The organism is Nocardiopsis alba (assembly GCF_000710955.1).
GTDB lineage: Bacteria > Actinomycetota > Actinomycetes > Streptosporangiales > Streptosporangiaceae > Nocardiopsis > Nocardiopsis alba.
Genome location: NZ_BAZE01000003.1, coordinates 203,836 through 227,540 on the forward strand (window position 1 = coordinate 203,836; position 23,705 = coordinate 227,540).

General features: G+C 69.6%; 20 protein-coding genes. 1 reads left to right on the forward strand and 19 read right to left on the reverse strand.

Going from position 1 to position 23,705, the window contains the following annotated elements:
- Positions 1–54: 54 nt before the first annotated feature.
- Both TR33_RS27190 and TR33_RS27485 read right to left on the reverse strand, forming a co-directional pair.
- Positions 55–1,506 (reverse strand): serine/threonine-protein kinase, encoded by a 1,452-nt coding sequence (locus TR33_RS27190; protein ID WP_042282185.1) that lies wholly within the window; start codon positions 1,504–1,506, stop codon positions 55–57.
- Positions 1,503–2,816 (reverse strand): protein kinase domain-containing protein, encoded by a 1,314-nt coding sequence (locus TR33_RS27485; RefSeq protein ID WP_052358115.1) that lies wholly within the window; start codon positions 2,814–2,816, stop codon positions 1,503–1,505. Before TR33_RS27485 ends, TR33_RS27190 begins: the two co-directional genes overlap by 4 nt.
- 782 nt (positions 2,817–3,598) lie before the next feature.
- Between TR33_RS27485 and TR33_RS26565 the strand changes: the two genes are divergently transcribed.
- Positions 3,599–3,754 (forward strand): hypothetical protein, encoded by a 156-nt coding sequence (locus tag TR33_RS26565; protein WP_017535932.1) that lies wholly within the window; start codon positions 3,599–3,601, stop codon positions 3,752–3,754.
- A 60-nt stretch (positions 3,755–3,814) separates the two neighbouring features.
- On the opposite strand, the gene TR33_RS06645 is transcribed toward TR33_RS26565, so the two are convergent.
- The 17 genes from TR33_RS06645 to TR33_RS06725 form a co-directional block, all read right to left on the reverse strand.
- Positions 3,815–4,819 carry a polyprenyl synthetase family protein gene (locus TR33_RS06645; RefSeq protein WP_014908875.1) on the reverse strand — a complete coding sequence of 335 codons (1,005 nt, stop codon included), beginning with the start codon at positions 4,817–4,819 and terminating at the stop codon, positions 3,815–3,817.
- Between the two features lie 149 nt (positions 4,820–4,968).
- On the reverse strand, positions 4,969–6,633 hold the full coding sequence (gene nuoN, locus TR33_RS06650) for an NADH-quinone oxidoreductase subunit NuoN (RefSeq protein WP_042282187.1): 1,665 nt from the start codon (positions 6,631–6,633) through the stop codon (positions 4,969–4,971).
- The gene (locus tag TR33_RS06655) at positions 6,630–8,294 is read right to left on the reverse strand and encodes an NADH-quinone oxidoreductase subunit M (RefSeq protein WP_017535933.1); all 1,665 of its coding nucleotides are present in this window, start codon (positions 8,292–8,294) and stop codon (positions 6,630–6,632) included. The genes nuoN and TR33_RS06655 overlap by 4 nt, the downstream gene beginning before the upstream one ends.
- A gap of 1 nt (position 8,295) precedes the next feature.
- Positions 8,296–10,242: an NADH-quinone oxidoreductase subunit L gene (gene nuoL / locus TR33_RS06660; RefSeq protein ID WP_014909731.1), complete on the reverse strand. Its 1,947-nt coding sequence runs from the start codon at positions 10,240–10,242 to the stop codon at positions 8,296–8,298.
- Between the two features lie 14 nt (positions 10,243–10,256).
- Positions 10,257–10,556: an NADH-quinone oxidoreductase subunit NuoK gene (gene nuoK / locus TR33_RS06665; protein ID WP_014912309.1), complete on the reverse strand. Its 300-nt coding sequence runs from the start codon at positions 10,554–10,556 to the stop codon at positions 10,257–10,259.
- Entirely contained in the window at positions 10,544–11,488 is a 945-nt protein-coding gene (locus tag TR33_RS06670; protein WP_014912944.1) for an NADH-quinone oxidoreductase subunit J, read from the reverse strand. Before TR33_RS06670 ends, nuoK begins: the two co-directional genes overlap by 13 nt.
- Positions 11,485–12,033, reverse strand: coding sequence for an NADH-quinone oxidoreductase subunit NuoI (gene nuoI / locus TR33_RS06675; protein WP_014910317.1), 549 nt, complete (start codon positions 12,031–12,033; stop codon positions 11,485–11,487). Before nuoI ends, TR33_RS06670 begins: the two co-directional genes overlap by 4 nt.
- Positions 12,026–13,399, reverse strand: coding sequence for an NADH-quinone oxidoreductase subunit NuoH (gene nuoH, locus TR33_RS06680; RefSeq protein ID WP_017535934.1), 1,374 nt, complete (start codon positions 13,397–13,399; stop codon positions 12,026–12,028). Before nuoH ends, nuoI begins: the two co-directional genes overlap by 8 nt.
- Positions 13,396–15,858, reverse strand: a complete 2,463-nt coding sequence (locus TR33_RS06685; RefSeq protein ID WP_042282189.1) for an NADH-quinone oxidoreductase subunit G — start codon at positions 15,856–15,858, stop codon at positions 13,396–13,398. Before TR33_RS06685 ends, nuoH begins: the two co-directional genes overlap by 4 nt.
- A complete protein-coding gene (gene nuoF, locus TR33_RS06690) occupies positions 15,855–17,183 on the reverse strand; it encodes an NADH-quinone oxidoreductase subunit NuoF (protein ID WP_017535936.1) in 1,329 nt (442 codons plus the stop codon). The genes TR33_RS06685 and nuoF overlap by 4 nt, the downstream gene beginning before the upstream one ends.
- A complete protein-coding gene (gene nuoE / locus TR33_RS06695) occupies positions 17,180–17,938 on the reverse strand; it encodes an NADH-quinone oxidoreductase subunit NuoE (protein ID WP_014913307.1) in 759 nt (252 codons plus the stop codon). Before nuoE ends, nuoF begins: the two co-directional genes overlap by 4 nt.
- The gene (locus TR33_RS06700) at positions 17,935–19,230 is read right to left on the reverse strand and encodes an NADH-quinone oxidoreductase subunit D (RefSeq protein WP_014911069.1); all 1,296 of its coding nucleotides are present in this window, start codon (positions 19,228–19,230) and stop codon (positions 17,935–17,937) included. The genes nuoE and TR33_RS06700 overlap by 4 nt, the downstream gene beginning before the upstream one ends.
- A 55-nt stretch (positions 19,231–19,285) precedes the next feature.
- The gene (locus TR33_RS06705) at positions 19,286–20,032 is read right to left on the reverse strand and encodes an NADH-quinone oxidoreductase subunit C (RefSeq protein WP_017535937.1); all 747 of its coding nucleotides are present in this window, start codon (positions 20,030–20,032) and stop codon (positions 19,286–19,288) included.
- A 1-nt stretch (position 20,033) separates the two neighbouring features.
- On the reverse strand, positions 20,034–20,579 hold the full coding sequence (locus TR33_RS06710; protein ID WP_014912745.1) for a NuoB/complex I 20 kDa subunit family protein: 546 nt from the start codon (positions 20,577–20,579) through the stop codon (positions 20,034–20,036).
- Between the two features lie 64 nt (positions 20,580–20,643).
- The gene (locus tag TR33_RS06715) at positions 20,644–21,003 is read right to left on the reverse strand and encodes an NADH-quinone oxidoreductase subunit A (protein ID WP_014912518.1); all 360 of its coding nucleotides are present in this window, start codon (positions 21,001–21,003) and stop codon (positions 20,644–20,646) included.
- A 238-nt stretch (positions 21,004–21,241) separates the two neighbouring features.
- On the reverse strand, positions 21,242–22,546 hold the full coding sequence (locus TR33_RS06720) for a geranylgeranyl reductase family protein (protein ID WP_017535938.1): 1,305 nt from the start codon (positions 22,544–22,546) through the stop codon (positions 21,242–21,244).
- A 419-nt stretch (positions 22,547–22,965) separates the two neighbouring features.
- A complete protein-coding gene (locus TR33_RS06725; RefSeq protein ID WP_014910179.1) occupies positions 22,966–23,676 on the reverse strand; it encodes a demethylmenaquinone methyltransferase in 711 nt (236 codons plus the stop codon).
- Positions 23,677–23,705 lie beyond the last annotated feature (29 nt).

Below are 23,705 nucleotides of genomic sequence, written 5' to 3' on the forward strand. Positions count from 1 at the left end.
TACGTTCGAATCACCGACGGCGAGGCCATCACGGCGAGAGGCACCGCGTTCCGGTCAGGAGCAGTCCTCGTAGACCGTGGAGAAGATGCCGTCCGCGAGGTCGTAACAGATCCCGACCGGCGGGTGGCCCCGAACGTCCTCCTCATGGTCGGGGGAGGTCAGGAGGAGGAGCCCTCGCTCCGGCGCCCCCTCGAAGACGAGACGTCCCCGCTCCCCGAAGGCGCCCTCCTCCGACGCGGGCACGACCTCCCCCTCCGGAGAGACCACCGTGAACCACGCGCCGTCGATGACCGGACCGTTCCCTCGGGCGGCCGCGAACGTCATGGCGACCCCCTCGTCCCGGGCCTCCATCCCCTCGACGGTCATGGACGAGCTCGCGGGCCCCGGGTCCAGGACGAACCTGCCGTGGGGACCGCGGTCCACGTCCTCGTCCCACCCCCGGGTCCCCAGGTCGACGATGGCCGCGGCCTCCACCACGTATCCGATGTTGGACCCCCGATCCCGCGCCGCCTCGGCGAACGGATCCGTGGTCGTCCCCCCGACCTCGGAGGTCCCCTCGGTGAGGGCCTCCGGTTCCGTCTCGGCCCCGGTGTCCACCCACGGCCGGGCCGCCACGAGCCCCGCGGTCGCCGCCAACACCACCGCCATCGCCCCCGCCGCGACGATCGGTCCGCGCCGCCACCGTCGGGGCCTCGGGCGCGCGGCGAGCCACCTTCGCGCCGCCGGATCGTGCTCCAGCAGTCGTTCCAACAGCCACGCCGCGTCCGGGCGCCGGTCGACCTCCTTGACGAGCGCCGCCTCGACCAACGGACGCAGAGACTCGGGGACACCGTCCAGATCGGGCTCGGCGCCCAGGACCCGGGCGGTCACGACCTGAGGGGCACCTCGCCCGAAGGGCGGCCGTCCCGTCGTCGCGTACGCCACGAGGGCGCCCCAGGCGAACACGTCGGCAGCCGGTGTGGAGAGGCCGTGGACATGGCGTTCCGGGGCGATCCACCCGGAGGAACCCACCACCCCTCCGGTCCTGGTCAGCGCGGTCCCGTCGAGGGCCCGGGCGATCCCGAAGTCCACCACTCGGGGCCCGTCGGGCCCCAGGAGCACGTTCCCCGGTTTCAGGTCGCGGTGCATCACCCCTTGGGCGTGCAGGTCCCGCAGCGCCGCCAGGACCCCGGTGGCCAGAACGGCCGCTCTCCCACCGGTCAGCGGCCCCGAGCCGATGATCCGGTCGAGGGACGCGCCCCGCACCAGCTCCGTGGCCAGCCACGGGACCGGCGCCTCGGTGTCGGCGCCGACGAAACGCGGTACGTGCGCGCTGCGCACCCGGCGGACCAGGTGGACCTCCTGGCGGAAGCGCTCACGGAACTCCCTCGATCCGGCGAACTCGGCGTGCACGGTCTTGACCGCGACGTCGCGACCGCCGCTCCGGGCCCGGTACACCGTGCCCATTCCACCGGAGCCCAACCGTTCCAGCACCCGGTAGGGGCCCACCCTCGTCGGCCCGCTCATCCGGTGAACCAGGCGGGGTCGCAGTCTCCGGCCTGGTGGAGCGGGCTGATCGTCTCCCCTTCGGGGGCGTCGGACGCCAGGCACTTCTCGGCGGCGATACCCACGACCTCCTGCCGCGTACTGTCCGCGAAGTAGGACTCCACCCCGTTCAGGTACTCCCCCGGGATCCCGATGTTGAGCGCGCTCCGATCGGGGAGCCCCTCGAAGGTCACCTCGAACTCGTCCCTGGTGTGGTCGGGACTCAACACGAGCAGGACCCCGTCCTCCTCGGGTGTGAACACCTGGATCTCATCCGTGTCCATGTCCCCGCCGAGGAAGCCGGGCGGGAGGACGTCGGCCCTGACGTCCCGGCTGTGCAGGACCATGTCGCCCGCGTCGCCTCCGTAGACGCCCTCGCCCCGCACCACGACGTCGTTCCCCTCGCGGCGGGCGCTCAGCGTGATGGCCCCGATGATCTCGCCCTCTTCGGTGATGGCCGTTCCGGGCGGGCCGGGCTCCATCCTGTAGAGCCGGACCGTGTCGGCCACCGTGGCGGAGAGGCCCACCACACCGGTGAGCTCCTCGTAGGAGCCCGACAGCACGTTGATGCCACTGTGGTCCGGTACCTCGGCGGGATCCTCGGCCTCGGCGACCGGGTCCTCCGCTCCCCCGACGTTCGGGTTCGATCTGCTTCCGGCCCACCACGCCCCACCGGCCACCAGGCCCAGGGCCGTCACGGCGGCGACGGCGACGAGGAACCCCCGCCCCCTCTTCCGGGGCGTCGGGCTCCGGCGGATCGGCCCTTCGCCCCAGACGGACAGGTCGGGACGTGGCCCGGCCTTCCAGGAGGCCTCGAGCAGCACCCGTGTGTTCCGGACCGTCGGATCCGCGCCCACCAGTTCGGCCATCGCCCGGTCGGCGGTGGGGCGCGAGGCCGGGTCCTTGGCCAGGGCCGCCGTGACCACGGGGAGCGCTTCGGCGGGGACACCGGTGGTGTCGGGCTCCTCGTGGGCCACCCGGTAGGCGAGGGTGTCGGCCTCCCCCTGGCCGAAGGGGTCGCGTCCGGTCGCGGCGAAGACGACCATCGCCCCCCAGGCGAAGAGGTCGGCGGCGGGGGTGGGGTCGGCCCCCGCGTACAGTTCGGGTGCGACCCATCCGGGGGTGCCGAACAGGCCACCGGTGCGGGTCACCACGGTCTCGCCCAGGGCCCGGGCGATCCCGAAGTCCAGCACCCTGGGCCCGTCGGGGGCCAGGATCACGTTGGCCGGTTTGAGGTCGCGGTGGACGATCCCCTGGGCGTGGACGGCCCGCAGCGCCTCGGCGGTCCCCACCGCGAAGGCCCTGAGGACCTCGAGCCTGGACCCGCTGTCTCAGGGTGGGGCCCGGCACGTACTCGGTGGCCATCCAGGGGATCTCGCCGGCCACGTCGGCGCCGAGGAAGCGCGGGGTACAGAGTCCGTCGACCCGGGAGACGAGGTCGACCTCTCGGGCGAAGCGGGCCCGGAAGCCCCGGTCGGCGGCCAGTCGGGCGTGCACGGTCTTGACCGCGACGGGGACGCCGTTCGGGTCCAGGGCCCCGTACACCACTCCCATGCCACCGGCGCCGAGCCGTCCGATCAGTCGGTGGGGGCCGACGTGTTCGGGGTCGTCGGGACGTAGGGGGGACAGGCCGGGAATCCGTCGGCTCTGCTGAGTGGGTGCGCTCACGGAAGGACTCTCGGTAGACGGTCGGGCTCCGTGCGGTGGGATGCGGTCCTCACTCGATCGGTTCCCCGGGAACCGTTGCCGTTTTGAGCCCATAAATCGTGTTCATCCTCTTCGGCCGGCACAAGAATCGGTACATGGTTCTCGGCAAGCTCCTCGCCCTCGGGGAAGAACGCCTCGCACGGAAGTACGGCGTCACCTGGGGCTCCACCTGGCACGACCCCGACCTCGTCGCGGCCCTCCCCCTCCTTCGCGCCGGTGACATCGCCACCGGCCTGTCCCTCCTCGACACCCCCGATCCCCAACTGCGCTCCCTGCGTCTGGACGTGCTCTCGAAAGAGGCCGTCCCGTTCCTGGCCGCGTTGGAGGCCGGGATGGACCACCCCGACCCCGAACCCGACCTGCTCCTGTGGGCGGGCACCGACGTGCCGCCGCCGTGCTCTCCCTGGCCGAAACCGTCGTGCCCGACGCCGGCGAAGAGCTCTGGAGCCACCTCGCGGTCCACGGTCCGTCCTACTACGCCGAGACGCGCTTCGAACTGCGGATCCCCCTGCCCAAGGTCTGAACACACGCGAAGGGCCCCACCCGCTCGGGTGGGGCCCTTCGAAGCACGGTGCGGTGAGGCTCAGCCGGAGCGTTCCACCACGTAGTCGCACAGGGCCAGGAAGGCGTCCCTCGCCGGGATGTCGGGGAGGGTGCGCAGCTCGGCCCTGGCCTTGTCGGCCCATCCCTGAAGGGTCTCGTCGGCCTCGGTCATGGCCGGGTGCGGACGCAGCAGCGTCAGCGCCTCCTCGGCCTCGGCGTCGTCCAGCGGACGGCCCAGCAGCGACCTCAGACGCTCGTCGGCCGGGTCCTGGGAGCGCAGAGCGTAGAACATCGGCAGAGTGAGAACACCCTCGCGCAGGTCCGTACCGGGCGTCTTGCCCGACTCGGCGCTCTCGCTGGCCACGTCCAGGATGTCGTCGGCGAGCTGGAAGGCCATGCCCAGCGCGTCGCAGGCGCGGGTCAGGGTGCTCACCGTCTCGGGGTCGACCTTGCCGAACATGCCGCCGAACTCCGCGGAGGAGGCGATCAGCGAGGCCGTCTTGTCGTCGATGACGTCGAGGTAGTGGTCGAGCGGGTCGACGCCCTCCCGGGGCCCGGAGGTCTCCAGGATCTGGCCCTGGACCAGGCGGGCGAAGGTCTCGGCCTGGAGCCGGACCGCCTCGGTGCCCAGGTCGGCCAACATCATGGAGGCCTTGGCGAACACGTAGTCACCGGTGAGGATGGCGACGCTGTTGCCCCAGCGCTGGTTGGCGCTGGGCTTGCCCCGGCGCAGCTCGGCCTCGTCCATGACGTCGTCGTGGTAGAGCGTGGCCACGTGGGTCAGTTCGACCACGGCCGCCGCCGGGATGAGGTCGGGCACCTTGGGGTCGCCGAAGCGGGCGGCGAGCAGGACCAGCATGGCTCGGAAGCGCTTGCCTCCGGCCTCCAGCAGGTGGGAGGCGGCCTCGGTCAGCAACGGATCGCTCGACCGCACCGACTCCCGCAGGAGCTCCTCGACCTTCTCCAGGTCGTCCTGGATCTCCCGGGCGAGGGTCGGGTCGACTCTCGGGAGAGCGAGAAACCCGCTCGGGACAGCACCGCTCACCGTAAAGCTCCACCTGTTGAACGGGCGCGCGGACGCCTCTCCGGAGGAGGGGACCGCACGCTCAGCACATGAACATGATCCGACTTGCCACGGTATCCGACCCGGAATGAAGGTCCAAAGCCACACCCGGGTCGGAGACCGTGGAAAAGTCAGTCGGTCGTCCCCCCGTCGGTGACCTGGTAGATCATCACCGCGGCGGGCTCTCCGCCGGTCTCCGAGGACGGCAGGAGGTTGTCCAGGACCGGCCCCGGGAAGATTCCGAGGGCCAGTGTGGCGGCGACACCCACGGTGATCACACCGCCGGTGAGAACGCCCGCGCGAGCCACCGTGGGCCCCTCACCCTCCGAATCCCGGAAGAACATCACAACGATGATCCGGACGTAGAAGAAGGCGGTGACCGCGCTGCTGAGCACACCGACGACCACCAGCGGGGTGGCCCCGGCGGCGACCGCGGCCTCGAACACCGCGAACTTGCCGATGAAGCCGCTGGTGAGCGGGATACCGGCGAAGGCCAGCAGGAACAGCGACAGGGCCAGGGCCAGACCGGGCGAACGGCGGCCCAGGCCGGCCCAGCCGTCCAGGTCGCCGAGCTCCTGTCCGCCGTCCCTGGTGCGTACCAGGGTGACGATGGCGAACGCGCCCAGCGTGGTGAACCCGTAGGCGGCCAGGTAGAACATGGCGCCGGCGAGGCCCTCGGTGCTGGAGGCGATCACGGCGGTGAGGATGAAACCGGCGTGCACCACCGAGGAGTAGGCCAGCAGTCGCTTGACGTCGCGTTGGGTGACCGCGATGAAGGCGGCGACCACCATCGTGAGGATGGCGACCGTCCACAGCATCGGCTCCCAGATCTCGACGGAGCCGCCGAAGGGCACGAAGAACACCCGCAGCAGCGCGCCGAAGGCGGCCACCAGGGTGCAGGAGGCCATCAGCGCGGTGATCGGGGTGGGGGCGCCCTGGTAGACGTCCGGCTTCCAGTTGTGGAAGGGCACGGCGCCGACCTTGAACAGCAGACCGATCGCGACCAGACCGATGCCCATGATGAGCAGCGGCTCGCCGTCGCCCTGGGCGAAGATCTCGGCCCCGCCCGACTCCACGGCGGCGCGGATGGCGGCGAAGTTCACCGAGCCCGCGTAGCCGTAGACCATGGCGATCCCGAACAGGAAGAACGCCGAGGAGAACGCGCCCAGCAGGAAGTACTTGACCGCGGCCTCCTGCGAGAACAGGCGGCGGCGTCGGGCCAGGGCGCACAGCAGGTACAGCGGCAGGCTCATCACCTCGAGGGCGATGAACATGGTGAGGAAGTCGTTGGCGGCCGGGAACATCAGCATGCCCAGGACCGCGAACAGCACCAGCGGGTAGACCTCGGTGTGCTGGGAGCCGGCGAGGATGTGCCTGCGCTCCTCCTCGCTGCCGGGGACCGTGGCGGCCTGCGCGGAGAACGCGTCGCGACCGTCACGGCGCTCGGCGATGAGCATCAGGGACACCAGGGCCAGGACGGCGATGGTGCCCTGGAGGAAGAGCACCGTGCCGTCCACGGCGAGCACGCCGCCCGCGATCATCGCTCCGCCGGCGCCGACCGTCTCCACCTGGAGGACGATCAGCGTGAACGCGGCGATCAGGGCCGCGGCGGCGACGGTGATCTGGACCGGCCGCAGGGACCTCTTGGGCACGAAGGCCTCGAACAGCACCGCCAGCACACCGGCGCCGAACACCACCAGGTAGGGGGCCAGCAGCCACCAGTCCAGGGTCGGTGCCGCCTCGGTGATGCCGGGGAGCGACGGGGGCGCCCCGTCGGCGACGTAGAGCGCGTTCACTCCTCGTCTCCTTCCTCGGTGTCGCCCTCGGCGTTCGCGGTGGTCGAGGCGGTGTCCGCCCCGATCTCCACGGTGCGTTCGACGGCGGGGTTGATGACGTTGAGCAGGGGCTGCGGGTAGACGCCGAACGCGATGATGAGCGCGATCAGCGGGGCCACGGCCCAGGTCTCACGAGCGGACAGGTCCGTCGTGCCGGAGAGGCTCTCCTTGGTGGGCCCGGTCATGGTGCGCTGGTACATCCACAGGATGTAGAGGGCCGCCAGGACCACGCCGACCACGGAGATGACGGCCGGGATCGGGTTGAAGGCGTACACGCCGACGAACACGAGGAACTCGCTGACGAACGGGGCCAGACCCGGGAGCGCCAGTCCGGCCAGACCGGTGATCAGGAAGACCCCGGCCAGCTTGGGCGCGACCTTCTGGACGCCGCCGAAGTCCTCGATCCGGGAACTGCCCCGGCGGGCGATGAGGAAGCCCACGATGAGGAAGAGCGCGCCGGTGGCGAAGCCGTGGTTGACCATGTACAGGGCCGCGCCGGCCTGGGCCTGGGGCGTCAGGGCGAAGATGCCCAGGGTGATGAACCCGAAGTGGGACACCGAGGTGTAGGCGACCAGCCGCATCATGTCGCTCTGGCCGATCGCGAGGATCGCACCGTAGATGATGCTCACCAGACTCAGTGCCACCACCGGCCACACGAACCAGGACACGGCGGCCGGGAACAGCTCCAGGCAGAACCGGAGCATCCCGTAGGTGCCGACCTTGTCCAGGACGCCGACCAGCAGGACCGCCGTGCCGGGGCTGGAGGACCCGGCGGCGCCGGGCAGCCAGGTGTGCACCGGCCACATCGGGGCCTTGATCGCGAAGGCGATGAAGAACCCGAGGAAGAGCCAGCGGGCGGTGGCCGGGTCGACGGCGGCGAGCGGGCTGCCCGGCGCGGTCAGTTCGCTCCACAGGAAGGTGCCGCCGATGACGTACACGCCGATCACCGCGACCAGCATGATGAGGCCGCCGGCGAGGCTGTACAGCAGGAACTTCATCGCGGCCTTGGCGCGGTCGGCGCCGCGCCCGTAGCGCCCGATCATGAAGTAGACCGGGATCAGCATGGCCTCGAAGAACACGTAGAACAGGAAGACGTCGGTGGCGGCGAAGACACCGATCATCATCGCTTCGAGGGCGAGGATGAGGGCGAAGTAGCCGCGGCCGCCGTCCTCACGGTCGGAGTGCTCGTTCCAGGCGGCCAGGACCACCAGCGGGACCAGGATCACCGACATGAGGATCAGCACCAGGGCGATGCCGTCCACACCCAGCGCGAAGTGGACCCCGAAGTAGGGGATCCACGGGTAGACCTCCTCGAACTGGAGGCCCCCCGCTCCGGCGGTGTCGAAGTTCCACGCCATGGCCGCGACCAGGGCGAGGGTGGCCACCGAGAAGAACAGGGCGATGCGCTTGGCGGTCTCCGCCGAGGCGGCGCCCGCCGTCCCCGTGCCGGTGGCCGGTCGGGTCTTGACGGCGGTGCCCCCGGAACCGGCGGCGCCGGAGGCCGAGGCCTCGGCGCGCGCCGCGGTGGTCGCCGTCTCGGACGTCTTGACGCGTGGCAGCGCCCAGATGACGATCGCGCCGATCGCGGGGAGCGCGATCGCGAGAGTGAGCCAGGGGATCATGTCAGAACCTCACAGCCAGCGTCGCGGCGACGATCACGGCGCCGATGAGCATGGTGAGCGCGTAGGTGCGGGCGAACCCGGTCTGTGTCCGGCCGAGCCCCTGGGAGGAGTCGCGGACGCCGGTGCCGATCCCGTTGACCGCGCCGTCGATGACCTTGTCCTCGACGACGAGCAGGACCTTGGTGAGCACCTGCCCGGGACGCATGAACAGGCCTTCGTTGATCTCGTTGCCGTACAGCTCGTTGGAGGCGGCGACGGTGACGAGGTTGCCCTTGGGCGCGGTGCTCGGTACGGGCTTGCGCAGGTACATCGCCCAGGCGAGCGCCACTCCGAGGACCAGCACGACCAGCGCCGCGATCCCGTAGGGCGAGGTGAAGGCGTGCCCGACCGTGAAGTGCGGGAGTTCGGCGCCGGTGACCGGCTGGAGGAAGGCGGCGAAGCGGTCGCCCGCCACCAGGAACCCGCCGAGCGCGATCGAACCGATGGACAGCGCCACCATGGGCGCGGTCATGCTCACCGGGGACTCGTGGGGGTGCACGCCCTCGTCCCAGCGCTTCTTTCCGAGGAAGGTCATGAAGACCATCCGCGACATGTAGAAGGCGGTGAGCGCGGCGCCCAGCACGACCAGGGAGCCGAACACCAGGCCGACGGTGCCGCCGTACCCGAAGGTGGCGGAGATGATGCTCTCCTTGGTCCACCAGCCGGACAGCAGCGGGACGCCGATGATGGCCAGATAGCCGAGGCCGAAGGTGGCGAAGGTGATCGGCATCTTCGATGCCAGACCGCCGTACCTGCGCATGTCCACGCCGTCGTTCATGCCGTGCATGACCGATCCGGCCCCGAGGAACAGCCCGGCCTTGAAGAAGCCGTGGGTGACCAGGTGGGCGATGGCGGCGGCGTAGCCGATCGGGCCGAGCCCGGCGGCCATCACCATCATGCCGATCTGGCTCATCGTGGAGCCGGCCAGGGACTTCTTGATGTCGTCCTTGGCCGAGGCGATGATCCCGCCGGCCAGCATCGTGGCGGCGCCGACGGTCATGACCACGAGTTGCGCGACGGGGGCGCCCTCGAAGATCGGGCCGGCGCGCACGATGAGGTACACACCGGCGGTGACCATGGTGGCGGCGTGGATGAGCGCCGACACCGGGGTCGGGCCCTCCATGGCGTCCAGGAGCCAGGCCTGGAGCGGGAGCTGGGCGGACTTACCGCAGGCGCCGAGCAGGAGCAGCAGCCCGATGGCCAGTAGGACGCCGTCGCTCGCGCCCGGAACGGCCGCGAAGACGTCGCTGAAGCTCACCGCGCCGAGCACGGTGAACATGATCATGATCGCGATGAGCAGGCCGATGTCGCCGACCCGGTTGATCAGGAACGCCTTCTTGGCGGCGGTGGCCGCGGAGGGCTTGTACTGCCAGAAGCCGATCAGCAGGTAGGACGCGAGCCCCACCGCCTCCCAGCCGAGGAATAGCAGGACGAAGTTGTCCGCGAGCACCAGCACCAGCATGGCGGCCACGAAGAGGTTGAGGTACGCGAAGAAGCGCCGCTTCTCCGGGTCCTCGGCCATGTAGCCGAGCGAGTACACGTGGATCAGCGAACCCACGAAGGTGATCAGCAGGACGAAGGTGATCGAGAGCGGGTCGATCAGGAGGTCGATCCGCGCCGAGAAGCTCTCGACCGCGAACCACTCGTAGACGGGAACGGAGACGGAACGCTCGGCGCCGGAGCGGCCGAGCAGGTCGAACAGGACCAGGACGGCCCAGACGAAGGAGGCCACCGGGAGGGCGGTGGCCAGCAGCGGCCCCCAACCGTTGGTACGCCGCCCGCCCAGGAGCAGGATCGCCGCGCCCACCAGAGGCAGGGCGATCAGCAGCCAGGCGTTCGACAGCACCGCGCTGTCGGCCGCGGTCGCCACCACGGGTTCGGCGGCGAGGTACGCGTGATGTTGTGTCACAGCCACGTCGCCTTCTAGTGCTTGAGCAGGTTGGCGTCATCCAGCGACGCCGACCTGCGGGTTCGGAAGATCTGCATGATGATCGCGAGGCCCACGACCACCTCGGCGGCGGCCACGACCATCACGAAGAAGGCGACGACCTGCCCTTCGATGTCCCCGTGCATCCGGGCGAACGCGACGAACGCCAGGTTGCAGGCGTTGAGCATGAGCTCCACGCACATGAAGACGATGATCGCGTTGCGTCGAATGAGGACGCCGACCGCGCCGATGGTGAACAGAAGCGCCGCGAGGACGATGTAGTTCATCGGGTCCACGTGGACTCGACCTCCTGCCCGTTGCCGTTGTTGCCGTCCGTGTCGGTGTCGGATCCGTTCTCACCGGAGGGGGCGGGGTCGGACGTGTCCCCGGTGTTCTCCTCGGCCTCCTTGGAGCGGGCCGAGTCCGACGCCGCGCCGGGCAGGGCCTCTCGTCCCGCCTGAACGTCCATCGGCACACCCGACCGGTGTTCGGGGTCGCGGGCGGCCAGGACCGGGTTGAGCGAGAGCTGCGAGATCGAGCCGTCGGGCAGCAGCGCGGGCATGTCGATCGCGTTGTGCCGCGCGTAGGTACCGGGGCCCGGCAGCGGGGTGGGGTGGTCGCCGCGGATGCGGTCCTCGGAGATCTCACGCTGGGTGCGGCGCTTGCCCGTACGGGCGGTGTGCGCGAGCACCATGGCGCCGAGCACCGAGGTGATGAGCAGCGCCGCCGTGGCCTCGAAGGCCACCACGTAGCGCAGGATCAGCTCTCCGGCCAGCCACGGGATGGTCCCGCCGACGGGGGCCGCGCCGGCGATGCCCGCCGGGTCGCCCACGACGATCCGGGTGATCCCGGTGGCGAGGGCGCCGATGAAGCAGATCGCGACGAGGGCCGCCATGATCCGCTGTCCGCGCAAGGTCTCCACCAGGGAGTCCGAGGAACTGACGCCGACGAGCATCAGCACGAACAGGAACAGCATCAGGACGGCGCCGGTGTAGACCACGATCTGGACGACCATGAGGAACGGGGCCTCGTTGACGCCGTAGAAGATCGCCAGGCCGACCATGGTCAGCGCCATCGACATGGCCGAGTGGACGGCCTTGCGGGAGAAGACCACGCCCAGGGCGCCGAGCACCACGATGGTGCCCAGGACCCAGAACAGGCCGGCCTCGCCCGAGCCGATCGGCGCCGCGGCCAGGTGTGTCGTGGAGGTGGTGTCGAACGGGGTCACCGTGCCGCCTCCGCGTTCTCCGGCCGATCCTGCGTGCCGTGCTGTCCGCGTCCGGTGGCGTAGTAGTCCTGCTCGTCGTCGCCGAGCCGCATCGGGTGCGGGGGCTGCTCCATGCCCTCGGTGAGGGGGGCCAGGAGCTGCTCCTTGGTCCAGATGAGGCTCTGCCGGCTGTCATCGGCGAGCTCGTACTCGTTGGTCATCGTGAGGGCCCGCGTCGGGCAGGCCTCCACGCACAGACCGCACAGGATGCACCGCAGGTAGTTGATCTGGTAGACGCGCCCGTAGCGTTCGCCGGGCGAGTACCGGTCGTCCTCGGTGTTGTCGCCCGCCTCCACGTAGATGGCGTCGGCAGGACAGGCCCAGGCGCACAGTTCGCACCCGATGCACTTCTCCAGGCCGTCGGCCCACCGGTTCAACTGGTGCCGTCCGTGGAAGCGCGGCGCTGTGGGGCGCTTGACCTCCGGGTACTCGACGGTGGGCACCTTCTTGAACATCGTGTGGAAGGTGACGCCGAAACCCTTGACGGGGTTGAGCCACTCAAGCACCGGTAACCTCCCCCTTCTTGTCGTTGCGTTCGGCGGTGCCGGCCGCGGCCGTCCGGGACGGTTCGGCGAGCACGCTGCTGCCGTAGTGGGCGGCGGTGCGCGGGGGCACCGGGAACCCGCCGAAGGAGGGTTCCTTGTGGGCGCGGCGCGCGTTCTCGGCGCGCTGTCGGGCCTCCTCGGCGCGCTCGCGCCGCACGAAGCGGAGCCAGGCGGCGAAGGCGGCGATGGTGGCCACGGTGAAGGCGGCGACGACCGCGCCGATGATGATCGGGGAGGCGCCGTCGAGGATGAGCATGCGCACGACGGCCACACCGGTGATCCACACGAGCTGGATCGGGATGAGGACCTTCCAGCCGAGCTTCATCAGCTGGTCGTAGCGCACACGCGGCAGGCTGCCCCGGGCCCAGATGAACAGGAACATCACGGCGACGAACTTGATCAGCCACCACAGGGCCGGCCACCAACCCTCGTTGGCGCCGGGCAGGATCGCGGTGACGCCGGGCGGGGCGTGCCAACCACCGAGGAAGAGCGTCACGGACACCGCGGCGACGGTGCACATGTTGACGTACTCGGCGAGGAAGAACATCGTGAACTTCATGGACCCGTACTCGGTCATGAAGCCGCCGACGATCTCGCCCTCGCCCTCGGCGAGGTCGAACGGGAGCCGGTTGGTCTCACCGATCATCGTGACGATGTAGATGAGGAACGACGGCAGCAGCAGCACCGCGAACCACAGCTTCTCCTGGGCCGCGACGATGCCGGAGGTGCTGAGCGTTCCGGCCATGATGAAGACCGCGACGAAGGACAGACCCATCGCGATCTCGTAGCTGATCACCTGGGCGGAGGCGCGCAGGCCGCCGAGCAGGGCGTAGGGCGACTGGGAGGCCCAGCCGCCGAGCACGAACCCGTAGACGCCCAGCGCGGCGGTGGCCAGCACCAGCAGCGCGGCGATCGGCAGGTCGGTGAGCTGCAACGGGGTGATGACCCCGAACATGTTCACCTCGGGACCGATCGGGATGACCGAGAAGGCGAGGAACGCCGGGATCGCGGCGATCATCGGCGCCGCGATGTAGACGAACCGGTCCACCCCGCGCGGGATCAGGTCCTCCTTGAGGGAGAGCTTGATGCCGTCGAACAGGGATTGGAGCAGGCCGAAGGGGCCCATCCGGTTGGGTCCGTGGCGCTGCTGCATCCGACCCATGACCTTGCGGTCGGCCATGATCATCATCAGCACGCAGATCATCAGGAAGACGAAGATCGCCAGCGCCTTGATGGTGATGATCCACCAGGGGTCGTTCCCGAAGACGCTCAGGCTGCTCTCCGCGGCCAGGTCCGCCGTGAGCGGATCGAAAGCGGCGGGGGTCACTGCTGCCTCCCGGCGTTGGTGGTGGGCGAGGTCAGCTCGACCGTCTGCCCGGCGCCGGCGCCCAGGTCACGACGGATGTCGCACCCGTGGGCGTTGGCCGGAAGCCAGACGACGCGGTCGGCGATGTCGGTGACGATCACGGGGACGGTCACCGAGCCGCGGGGGCCGGTGACACGCAGCGAACCGCCGTCGGGGACCCCGACCTCCTCGGCCGTGGTCTTGGACAGGTAGGCGCGCGGTCGGCGGGCGGTGCCGGCCAGGTAGGGCTCGCCGTCCTCCATCCGACCGGTGCCGAGCAGCTGCTTCCAGGTGGACAGCAGGGCACGGCCGGCGGTGGGTTCGGGCAGGGCCACCGGTCGGGCCGAGGGGGCGGCGGGGCGTTCGCCCAGCCATACGCCCAGCTCCAGCAGTTCTCCGTAGGCCCCGGCGGAGTCGGGAAGACCGAGGTGGACGTCCATCTCGTCGGCGATCGCCGCGAGGACCCGCAGGTCGGAGAGGGCGCCGGGCACCTTGAGCGCATCGCCGAAGGGACGGTGGCGCCCCTCCCAGTCGACGAAGGTGCCGGATTTCTCGGCGACGGCCGCGACCGGGAACACCACGTCGGCGCGGTCGGTGACGTCGCTCGCCCGGATCTCCAGGCTGACGATGAACGGCACCTTGGCCAGTGCGGCGCGGGCCGCCTCCGGGTCGGGCAGGTCGTCGAGTTCGACGCCGGCGATGACCAGGGCGTCCAGTTCGCCCGCGGCGGCGGCCGCGAGGATCCGGTCGGTGTCGCGTCCGGGCAGGTCGGGCAGGGAGCCGACGTTCCAGGCTCGGGCGACCTCGGCACGGGCCGAGGCGTCGGCGACCGGACGTCCGCCGGGCAGCAGGTTCGGCAGCGCCCCGGCGTCGATGGCCCCGCGTTCTCCGGCTCGACGCGGGATCCAGGCCAGGCGGGCGCCGGTGCGTTCGGCCAGGGAGACGGCGGCGCTCAGGGCCCCGGGGCTCGCGGCGAGCCGCTCGCCCACCAGGATGACCGCGCCCTCCTGCCCGATGGCCTCGACGACCTCGGGGTGTTCCACGTCCAGGGCGTTGAGGACGCGGCCCTCGTCGCCCGGGGCGGTCGGGACCAGCGTCCCCTTGACCTTGGTCAGCCCGAGGGTGACGTGGGAGGCCAGGGAGTAGGCCTTCAGCCCCCGCTTGCGCATGCCCTTGCGCAGACGCAGGAACACCAGCGGAGACTCGTCCTCCGGGTCGAAGCCGGCCATCAGGACCGCCGGCGCCTTCTCCAGGGCCGTGTAGTCCACGTCCACCGGGGTTCCGGCGACACGGGCGGCCAGGAAGGCGGCCTCCTCCTCGGAGTGCTCGCGGGCGCGGGCGTCCACGTCGTTGGTGTTCAGGGCGACGCGGGCGAACTTGGCGTAGGCGTAGGCGTCCTCGTAGGTGAGGCGGCCCCCCACCAGCACACCGACGTTGCCGCGCGCGGCGGCCAGCCCCTGCGCGGCCATGCCGATCGCCTCGGGCCAGGAGGCGAACTCCAGGGCCCGGGAGTCCTCGTCACGGACCAGCGGCCGGGTGAGCCGGTCGGCCTGCGTGGCGTAGGTGAACGCCCAGCGGCCCTTGTCGCAGTTCCACTCCTCGTTCACCTGCGGGTCGTCGCCGGCGAGCCGGCGGGTGACCTTGCCACGGCGGTGGTCGGTGCGCTGGGCGCAGCCGCCCGCGCAGTGTTCGCAGACGCTCGGCGTGGAGACCAGGTCGAAGGGGCGCGACCGGAACCTGTAGGCGGAACCGGTGAGCGCGCCGACCGGGCAGATCTGGACGGTGTTGCCGGAGAAGTAGGAGTCGAACGCCTCCCCCTCGGCGATACCGACCTGCTCCTGGGCGCCGCGCTCCATCAGTTCGATGAGCGGGTCGCCCGCGATCTGCGCGGCGAAACGGGTGCAGCGGGCGCACTGGATGCAGCGTTCGCGGTCCAGCAGCACCTGGCTGGAGAGCGCGATGGGCTTGGGGAAGGTGCGCTTGACGTCGATGAACCGGCTCTCGCCCTGACCGGTGGACATGGCCTGGTTCTGGAGGGGGCACTCGCCGCCCTTGTCGCAGACCGGGCAGTCCAGCGGGTGGTTGATGAGCAGGAACTCCATGATCCCGCGCTGGGCCTTCTCCGCCACCTCGGAGGTCAGGTGGGTGTTGACCACCATGCCCTCCATGACGGTGATCGTGCAGGAGGCCTGGGGCTTGGGCATGCCGCGCCCGTTGCCCATGTCGGGGATCTCGACCAGGCACTGACGGCAGGCGCCGACCGGGTCGAGCAGCGGGTGGTCGCAGAACCGGGGGATCTGGATACCGAGCAGTTCGGCGGCGCGGATCAGCAGGGTGCCCTTGGGCACCCGGATCTGGAAGCCGTCGATGGTGACGGTGATCAGGTCCTCCGGAGGCGGGGCGGGCGAGGACCCGCCGGAGGTGTTGGAGGTGACGGTCACCGGTTCCCTCCCTCTTCTTCCGTGATGGTCGGCCGGTCCGCCCAGACGGTGGACCTGGAGTGGTCGAAGGGGCAGCCGCCCTTCTCGTAGTGGTCGACGTACTCCTGGCGGAAGTACTTGATCGACGACATGACGGGGCTGGTGGCACCGTCGCCCAGAGCGCAGAACGAGCGGCCGAGCAGGTTGTCGCAGATGTCCAGGAGCTTGTCGATGTCGGCCTCGGTACCCTCGCCCCGCTCCAGACGGTCCAGGACCTGGACCATCCAGAAGTTGCCCTCGCGACAGGGGGTGCACTTGCCGCAGGACTCGTGGGCGTAGAAGGCGATCCACCGACCGACGGCGCGCACCACACAGGTGGTCTCGTCGAAGATCTGGAGGGCGCGGGTGCCGAGCATCGAACCGGCGGCGCCCACCGACTCGAAGTCGAGCGGGGTGTCCAGGTGCTCCTCGGTGAAGATCGGCGTCGACGAGCCGCCCGGGGTCCAGAACTTGAGCCGGTGCCCGGAGCGGATGCCGCCCGCCATGTCCAGGAGCTCGCGCAACGTGATGCCGAGCGGCGCCTCGTACTGGCCGGGGTTCGTGACGTGCCCGGACAGGGAGAAGAAGCCGAACCCGGCGGACTTCTCGGTGCCCATGGAGGTGAACCACTCGGCGCCGTTGGCGACGATGCCCGGGACGCTGGCGATGGACTCGACGTTGTTCACCACGGTGGGCGAGGCGTAGAGTCCGGCCACGGCGGGGAACGGCGGCTTGAGGCGGGGCTGGCCCCGGTAGCCCTCCAGGGAGTCCAGGAGGGCGGTCTCCTCACCGCAGATGTAGGCGCCGGCGCCGGCGTGCACGACCACGTCGAGGTCGAAGCCGGTGCCCAGGATGTTCTTGCCGAGCAGCCCGGCCTCGTAGGCCTCGGCCACCGCCTTGCGCAGACGGCGGATGACGTGGACGACCTCGCCCCGCACGTAGATGAAGGCCTGCTGCGACTTGATCGCGTAGGAGGCGATCGCGACGCCCTCCACCAACACGTGCGGGTTGGCGAGCATGAGCGGGATGTCCTTGCAGGTACCCGGCTCGGACTCGTCGGCGTTGACCACGAGGTAGCGCGGGTTGGGGTTGTCCTTGGGCAGGAACCCCCACTTCATCCCTGTCGGGAAGCCCGCGCCGCCGCGGCCGCGAAGGCCGGACGCCTTGACCAGGTCGACGATGGAGTCGGGCTCCATGGTCAGGGCCTTGCGCAGCGCCTCGTAGCCGCCGGTGGCCCGGTAGCCGTCGTAGGTGAAGGAGTCGGGACGATCCCAGTTCTCGGACAGGATCGGGGTCAGGGTGGTCACTTCGCGCCCTCCTCACCCTGGCTCGGGGAAGGGAGGTCGTTCGGGTCCGGCGCCGTCCAACCGTTGCGCCGGGCCAGTTCGAGACCGGCCAGCGACGGGGCCGCCGCCTGGACGCCCTCGCCGGCGCGTCCGTCGTCGAACCCGGCGAGCACGCGCGAGGCCTGCTTCCAGGTGCACAGGCTCGCGGGGCCGCGGGTGGGCGCGACGTCCGCGCCCAGACGCAGGTCGTCGACCAGACGCTTGGCGGTGGCGGGGGTCTGGTTGTCGAAGAACTCCCAGTTGACCATCACCACGGGGGCGAAGTCGCAGGCCGCGTTGCACTCCACGTGCTCCAGCGTGACCTTGCCGTCCTCGGTGGTCTCGCCGTTGGCCAGGTCCAGGTGCTCCTTGAGGGCGGAGAAGATCTCGTCTCCGCCCATCACCGCGCACAGGGTGTTGGTGCACACGCCCACCTGGTAGTCGCCGCCCGGACGGCGGCGGTACATGGTGTAGAAGGTCGCGACCGCGTTGACCTCGGCCTGCGTGATGCCCAACTGGTCGGCGCAGAACCGCATCCCGGCCTTGCTGACGTGCCCCTCCTCGGCCTGCACCAGGTGCAGGAGCGGGAGTAGCGCCGAGCGCGGCTTCGGGTAGCGGCTGATGATCTCCTTGGCGTCCTGTTCCAGTCTGGCCACCACCTCGTCGGTGAAGACCTCGACCGTCTCGTCCGGTCCGCCGTCGAGACCCCTGTTCTCGGGTCCGTTGTGCTCGCTCACCGGTCCACGCCTCCCATCACCGGGTCGATACTGGCCACGGCCGCGATGACGTCGGCCACCGTCCCGCCCTCGCACATGGCGGCGACGGCCTGGAGGTGGGTGAACGACGGGTCGCGGAAGTGGACGCGGTAGGGACGGGTGCCCCCGTCGCTGACGGCGTAGCAGCCGAGCTCGCCCTTGGCGCTCTCCACGGCCGCGTACGCCTGGCCGGCCGGGACCCGGAAGCCCTCGGTGACCAACTTGAAGTGGTGGATGAGCGCCTCCATGGAGCCGCTCATGATGTGCGCGATGTGGTCGGGCGAGTTGCCCAGACCGTCCGGCCCCAGCGCCAACTTGGCCGGCCAGCCGATCTTGGCGTCCTCGATCATCACCGGTCCGGGTTCGAGCCGGTCCAGGCACTGCTCGATGATCTTGAGGCTCTCCTCCATCTCGGCGATGCGCACCCGGTAACGCGCGTACACGTCGCCGCCGTCGGAGACCGGCACGTCGAACTCGTAGTTCTCGTAGCCGCAGTAGGGCTTGGCCTTGCGCAGGTCCCAGGCCAGACCGGAGGCGCGCACCAGGGGCCCGGTGATCCCGAGCGCCATGCAACCGGGCAGGTTGAGGTAGGCGACGTCCTTGGTACGGGCCAGGTAGAGCGGGTTCTCGTCCAGGAGCTTGCGCATGATCTTGATGCGCTCGGGCATCTCCTTCAGCAGCTCCCGGACCTTGCCGACCGCGCCGGGCGGCAGGTCCTGGGCCACGCCGCCGGGGCGCACGTAGGCGTGGTTCATCCTCAGGCCCGTGACGAGCTCGAAGATGTCCAGGATCATCTCGCGCTCACGGAAGCCGTTGGTCATCACCGTGGTGGCGCCCAGCTCCATGCCGAAGGTCGCCATGGCCACGAAGTGCGAGGCCATCCGGTTCAGCTCCATGAGCATGACGCGGATGACGCTGGCGCGTTCGGGGATCCGGTCGGTGATCCCGAGCAGCTTCTCGACCGCCAGGCAGTACGCCGTCTCGTTGAAGAGCGGCGTCAGGTAGTCCATGCGAGTGACGAACGTGGTGCCCTGCGTCCACGTCCGGTACTCCATGTTCTTCTCGATACCGGTGTGCAGGTAACCGATGCCGACACGGGCCTCGGTGCAGGTCTCGCCGTCCAGGGTGAGGATCAGCCGGAGCACCCCGTGCGTGGACGGGTGCTGCGGACCCATGTTGACGACGAGACGTTCGGCGCTGCTGCCCTGGGCCTTCTCGACGACGTCGTCCCAGTCCCCACCGGAGGCGTCGATGTAGTCCTCGGTGACGGTCATGCCGTGCCTCCCTTCTGGATGGCCCTTCGAATGGCTGGTGCGGTGTCCGTGCGGGTCACTTGTAGGACCGCCGCTCGTCCGGCGGGGGCACGGTGGCGCCCCGGTACTCGACGGGGATGCCGCCCAGCGGGTAGTCCTTGCGCTGCGGGTGGCCGTGCCAGTCGTCGGGCATCTGGATACGGGTCAGCGCGGGGTGGCCGTCGAAGACCATCCCGAAGAAGTCCCAGGCCTCGCGCTCGTGCCAGTCGTTGGTCGGGTAGACCGAGACGATCGACGGCAGGTGCGGGTCGGCGTCGGGACAGGTCGTCTCGACCCGGATCTCGCTGTTGTGGGTGATCGACCGGAAGTGGTAGACCGCGTGCAGTTCGCGCCCGGTCTGCTCGGGGAAGTGCACGCCGACGACGCCGGTGCACAGTTCGTAGCGCAGGGCCGGGTCGTCGCGCAGGACGCGGGCCAACTCCAGGAGCCCCTCGCGGCGCACGTGGAAGGTGATCTCCCCCCGGTCCACCTCGACACGTTCGACGTCGTCCGCCCGCTCCAGGGCGTTCAGCGCCGCCTCCAGGTCGTCCGCGACCCGGTCGAAGTCGGCCGTACGGGGGTCGTCGGGGTCGGTGAAGGGGCGCTGGCTCCGGACGGGAGCGCTCCCCCTGACCTGGAGACCGCCGAAGCCGGAGGTGTCGCCCGTGGTCCCGGCGCCGAACATGCCGGTACGCCTGATCGGCGCGGCCAGGCGTTCACGTCCGCGCTGGTCCGGCAGGTTCGCCGCCGCCTCGTCGCGCTCGCGCTCGTTCTCGTTGCTCATGTCAGTCCTTGGTCACCAGGGGCAGGGAACGGCGGAGCATGCGCTCCTCGGTCTCGGTGATCTCCTGCTCGCGGTGGGCACCGAGCTTGGTGTTCTGCACCTTGTCGTGGAGCTTGAGCACGGCGTCCAGGAACATCTCCGGCCTGGGCGGACAGCCCGGCAGGTAGATGTCGACAGGGACGATGTGGTCCACTCCCTGGACGATCGCGTAGTTGTTGAACATGCCGCCGCTGGAGGCGCAGACGCCCATCGCGATGACCCACTTGGGTTCGGGCATCTGGTCGTAGATCTGGCGCAGGACGGGGGCCATCTTCTGGCTCACGCGTCCGGCGACGACCATCAGGTCGGCCTGGCGCGGGGTGGCCCCGAACTTCTCCATGCCGAACCGGGCGAGGTCGTAGTGGGGGCCGCCGACCGCCATCATCTCGATGGCGCAGCAGGCCAGACCGAACGTGGCGGGCCACATGGAGGTCTTGCGCGCCAGGCCGACGACCTGTTCGACCGTGGTGAGCGCGACCCCTGCGGGTAGTTTCTCTTCGAGTCCCATCAGCTTCGGACCTCCTCCGGGCCGGACTGCCGTGTCTGTGTTGCCTGGGGGCGGGGCGTGCGGGTCAGTCCCATTCGAGGCCTCCTCGGCGCCATTCGTAGGCGTAGGCGATGGAGACGTTCACCAGGAAGAGGATGATCGCGATCAGGCCGAACCATCCGAGGGCGTCGAAGTGGATCGCCCACGGGATGAGGAAGATGATCTCGATGTCGAAGACGATGAACATCATGGCCGTCATGTAGTACTTGACGGTGAAACGCCCGCCGCCCGCGGGCTGCGGTGTGGGCTCGATACCGCACTCGTAGGCCTGCATCTTGGCGCGGTTGTAACGCTTGGGCCCGACCACGGCGCCGACGACCATCGACACGACGACGAAGGCGGCGCCGATTCCGCCGAGCACGAGTATCGGTGTGTACAACTCCACGGCTCACCCTCCTCCGCTGAACGACCCGTCGGGCTGCGCGACCGACAGTCTTGTGAACGGTTTCACGTGCTTGTCCCGAATTCCTTGTGGTTGCGGCGAAGACCCTTTCGGGACGCCGAAGGGATCTCCACCGCACGGTATTTTCGACTCGCCGTTCCGTTTGCCCGATTCGTCGCTTTTCAGCGCCGACAGCGAACACTTCGGCTCATGGCGGTTTCTTCTTCTTTTCGGGCGTCGATCAGGCCGCGGGCGCCATACGGCTCAACCCGTTGATGACCCGGTCCATGGCGTCGCCCTTGCTCGGTTCGGTGAGATTGGCGAGCATCTTCAGCACGAACTTCATGAGGGTGCGCCGGCGGAGCCCGTACTTGGTCGCGTACTTCATGAACTCGGGCTGGCCGATGACCTTCACGAAGTAGCGACCCAGGGTGTAGTAGCCGCCGTAGGTGTCGGCGAGGACGTCCGGGTAGCGCAGCAGCGCGCGCTCCCTGGTCTGCTGGGTGGTCCGGCCGTGCGCCTGCACGATCACGTCGGCCGCGATCTGACCGGCCTCCATCGCGTAGGCGATGCCCTCCCCGTTGAAGGGGTTGACCATGCCGCCCGCGTCGCCGACCAGCATCAGTCCGCGCGAGTAGTGCGGAACCCGGTTGAAGCCCATCGGGAGCGCCGCGCCGCGGATGCCGCCCTTCTGGTTCTCCTCGGTGAAGCCCCACTCCTCCGGCATCGAGTCGGTCCACCTGCGCAGAAGCTTGCGGTAGTCCACGTCCTGGAAGGAGGAGGTGGAGTTGAGGATGCCCAGGCCGACGTTGCTGGTGCCGTCGCCGACACCGAAGACCCAGCCGTAGCCGGGCAGGAGGACGTCCTTGTCACCGCTGCGATCCCACAGCTCCAGCCAGGACTCCAGGTAGTCGTCGTCGTGCCGGGGACTCTCGAAGTAGGTGCGCACGGCCACGCCCAAGGGGCGGTCGTCGCGCTTGCGGATCCCCATGGCGACGGACAGGCGGGAGGAGTTGCCGTCGGCCGCCACGACCAGCGGCGCCCGGAAGGTCACGGGTTCGCGGTCGGCGTTCTTGGCCTGGACCCCGACGATGCGGTTGCTGCGCTCGTCCATGAGGGGTCCGGTGACGTTGGTGCGCTCCAGGAGCTTGGCCCCGGCGCCCTTGGCCCGCTCGACCAGGATCTGGTCGAAGTCGTACCGGGTGCGCACGAGGCCGTAACCCGGGTAGGCGGCCAGTTCGGGCCAGGGGAGTTCGAGGCGGACCCCGGCTCCGACGATGCGCAGGCCGTGGTTCTTGATCCAGCCCTCGTCCTCGAAGGTGACGCCCATCGCGGTGAGCTGCTTCACCGCCCGAGGGGTCAATCCGTCTCCACAGACCTTCTCCCGAGGGAAGGAGGTCTTCTCCAGCAGGAGAACGTCCAGGCCCGCCTGGGCCAGGTAGTAGGCGGTGGTGGAACCGGAGGGTCCGGCGCCGACGACGATGACGTCGGCGTCGTACTCGACCCTCTCTCGGCCTCTGGGAGAGGAGGTGGCTGTCTCGCTCACGGGTGGGTCCTCGACTACTCGCGCGGTCCTACCGTGGCGGGCCAGTGCGGGGTCGACCCGCTCACGGGGGGTGTTGTGGGTCGGTTTGGGACTTCCGACATATCCGACATGGGCCTTGTGTCATGCGACTCGTGTGCTTGTGAAGCACTTCACAAACCACTTTCCCGAAGTCTAGACCCTTGGACGCGAAGAGGCGACCCCCGGGGGGCATTCTTCGGTAAATCGGATATAGCGCCCATAACCTCCGAAGCCACACCCGAAGTCACCATGAGTCACCGAAAGCGCAGCTCACGACAGCAGCACCCCCGAGAACAACACAAGAAGCCCCAAGGAACAAGGATTCCTTGGGGCTCCGAGAGCTTTAAGACTTTAAGGGAAGAATGAAACCGACTGCGTACTATTGCGCACTATGTCGGATTTTACTTCTCTCGGAAGCCACGGTGGAGAGCCACCGTGCCGAGCGTCAGGTTCCGCCACGCGACCCGCGACCAGCCCGCGCCCTGGAGGTGGGTCGACAGCTCGGCCTGGTTCGGCCAGGCCATGATCGACTCCGACAGGTAGTCGTAGGCCTCGCTCCGACCGGAGAAGGCGCCCGCGATCCTCGGCAGGGCCGCCATCAGGTACGTCGAGTAGAGCCTGTCGACGAACTCCACCGGGATGTGGCTGAACTCGCAGATCACCAGACGGCCGCCGACCTTGGTCACCCGGAACAGTTCCCGCAGTGCCTGGTCCACGTCGGCGACGTTGCGCAGGCCGAAGGAGATCGTCACCGCGTCGAAGGTCTCGTCCGCGAAGGGCAGGGAGAGGGCGTCCCCGGCCACGAAGGTCACCCCGCCGCGCGAGGCGCCGCCCCGACGGTCGGCGCCCTTGCCGAGCATGCCGAGCGAGAAGTCGCAGGCGATGACGCGGGCGCCCTTCTTGATGAAGGACTCCGAGGAGGTGCCGGTCCCCGCGGCCAGGTCCAGGACCAGCTCACCGCTGTGGGCGTCGACCGCGTCGACCACGGCGCGCCGCCAGACGCGGTCCTGGCCGAGCGAGATGACGTCGTTGACGAGGTCGTAGTTCTCTGCGATGCCATCGAACATCGCGGCGACGTCCTGAGGCTTCTTATCGAGCTTCGCGCGGGTCATGGCACCAGCCTAAGGGGGCCGGACCGGCA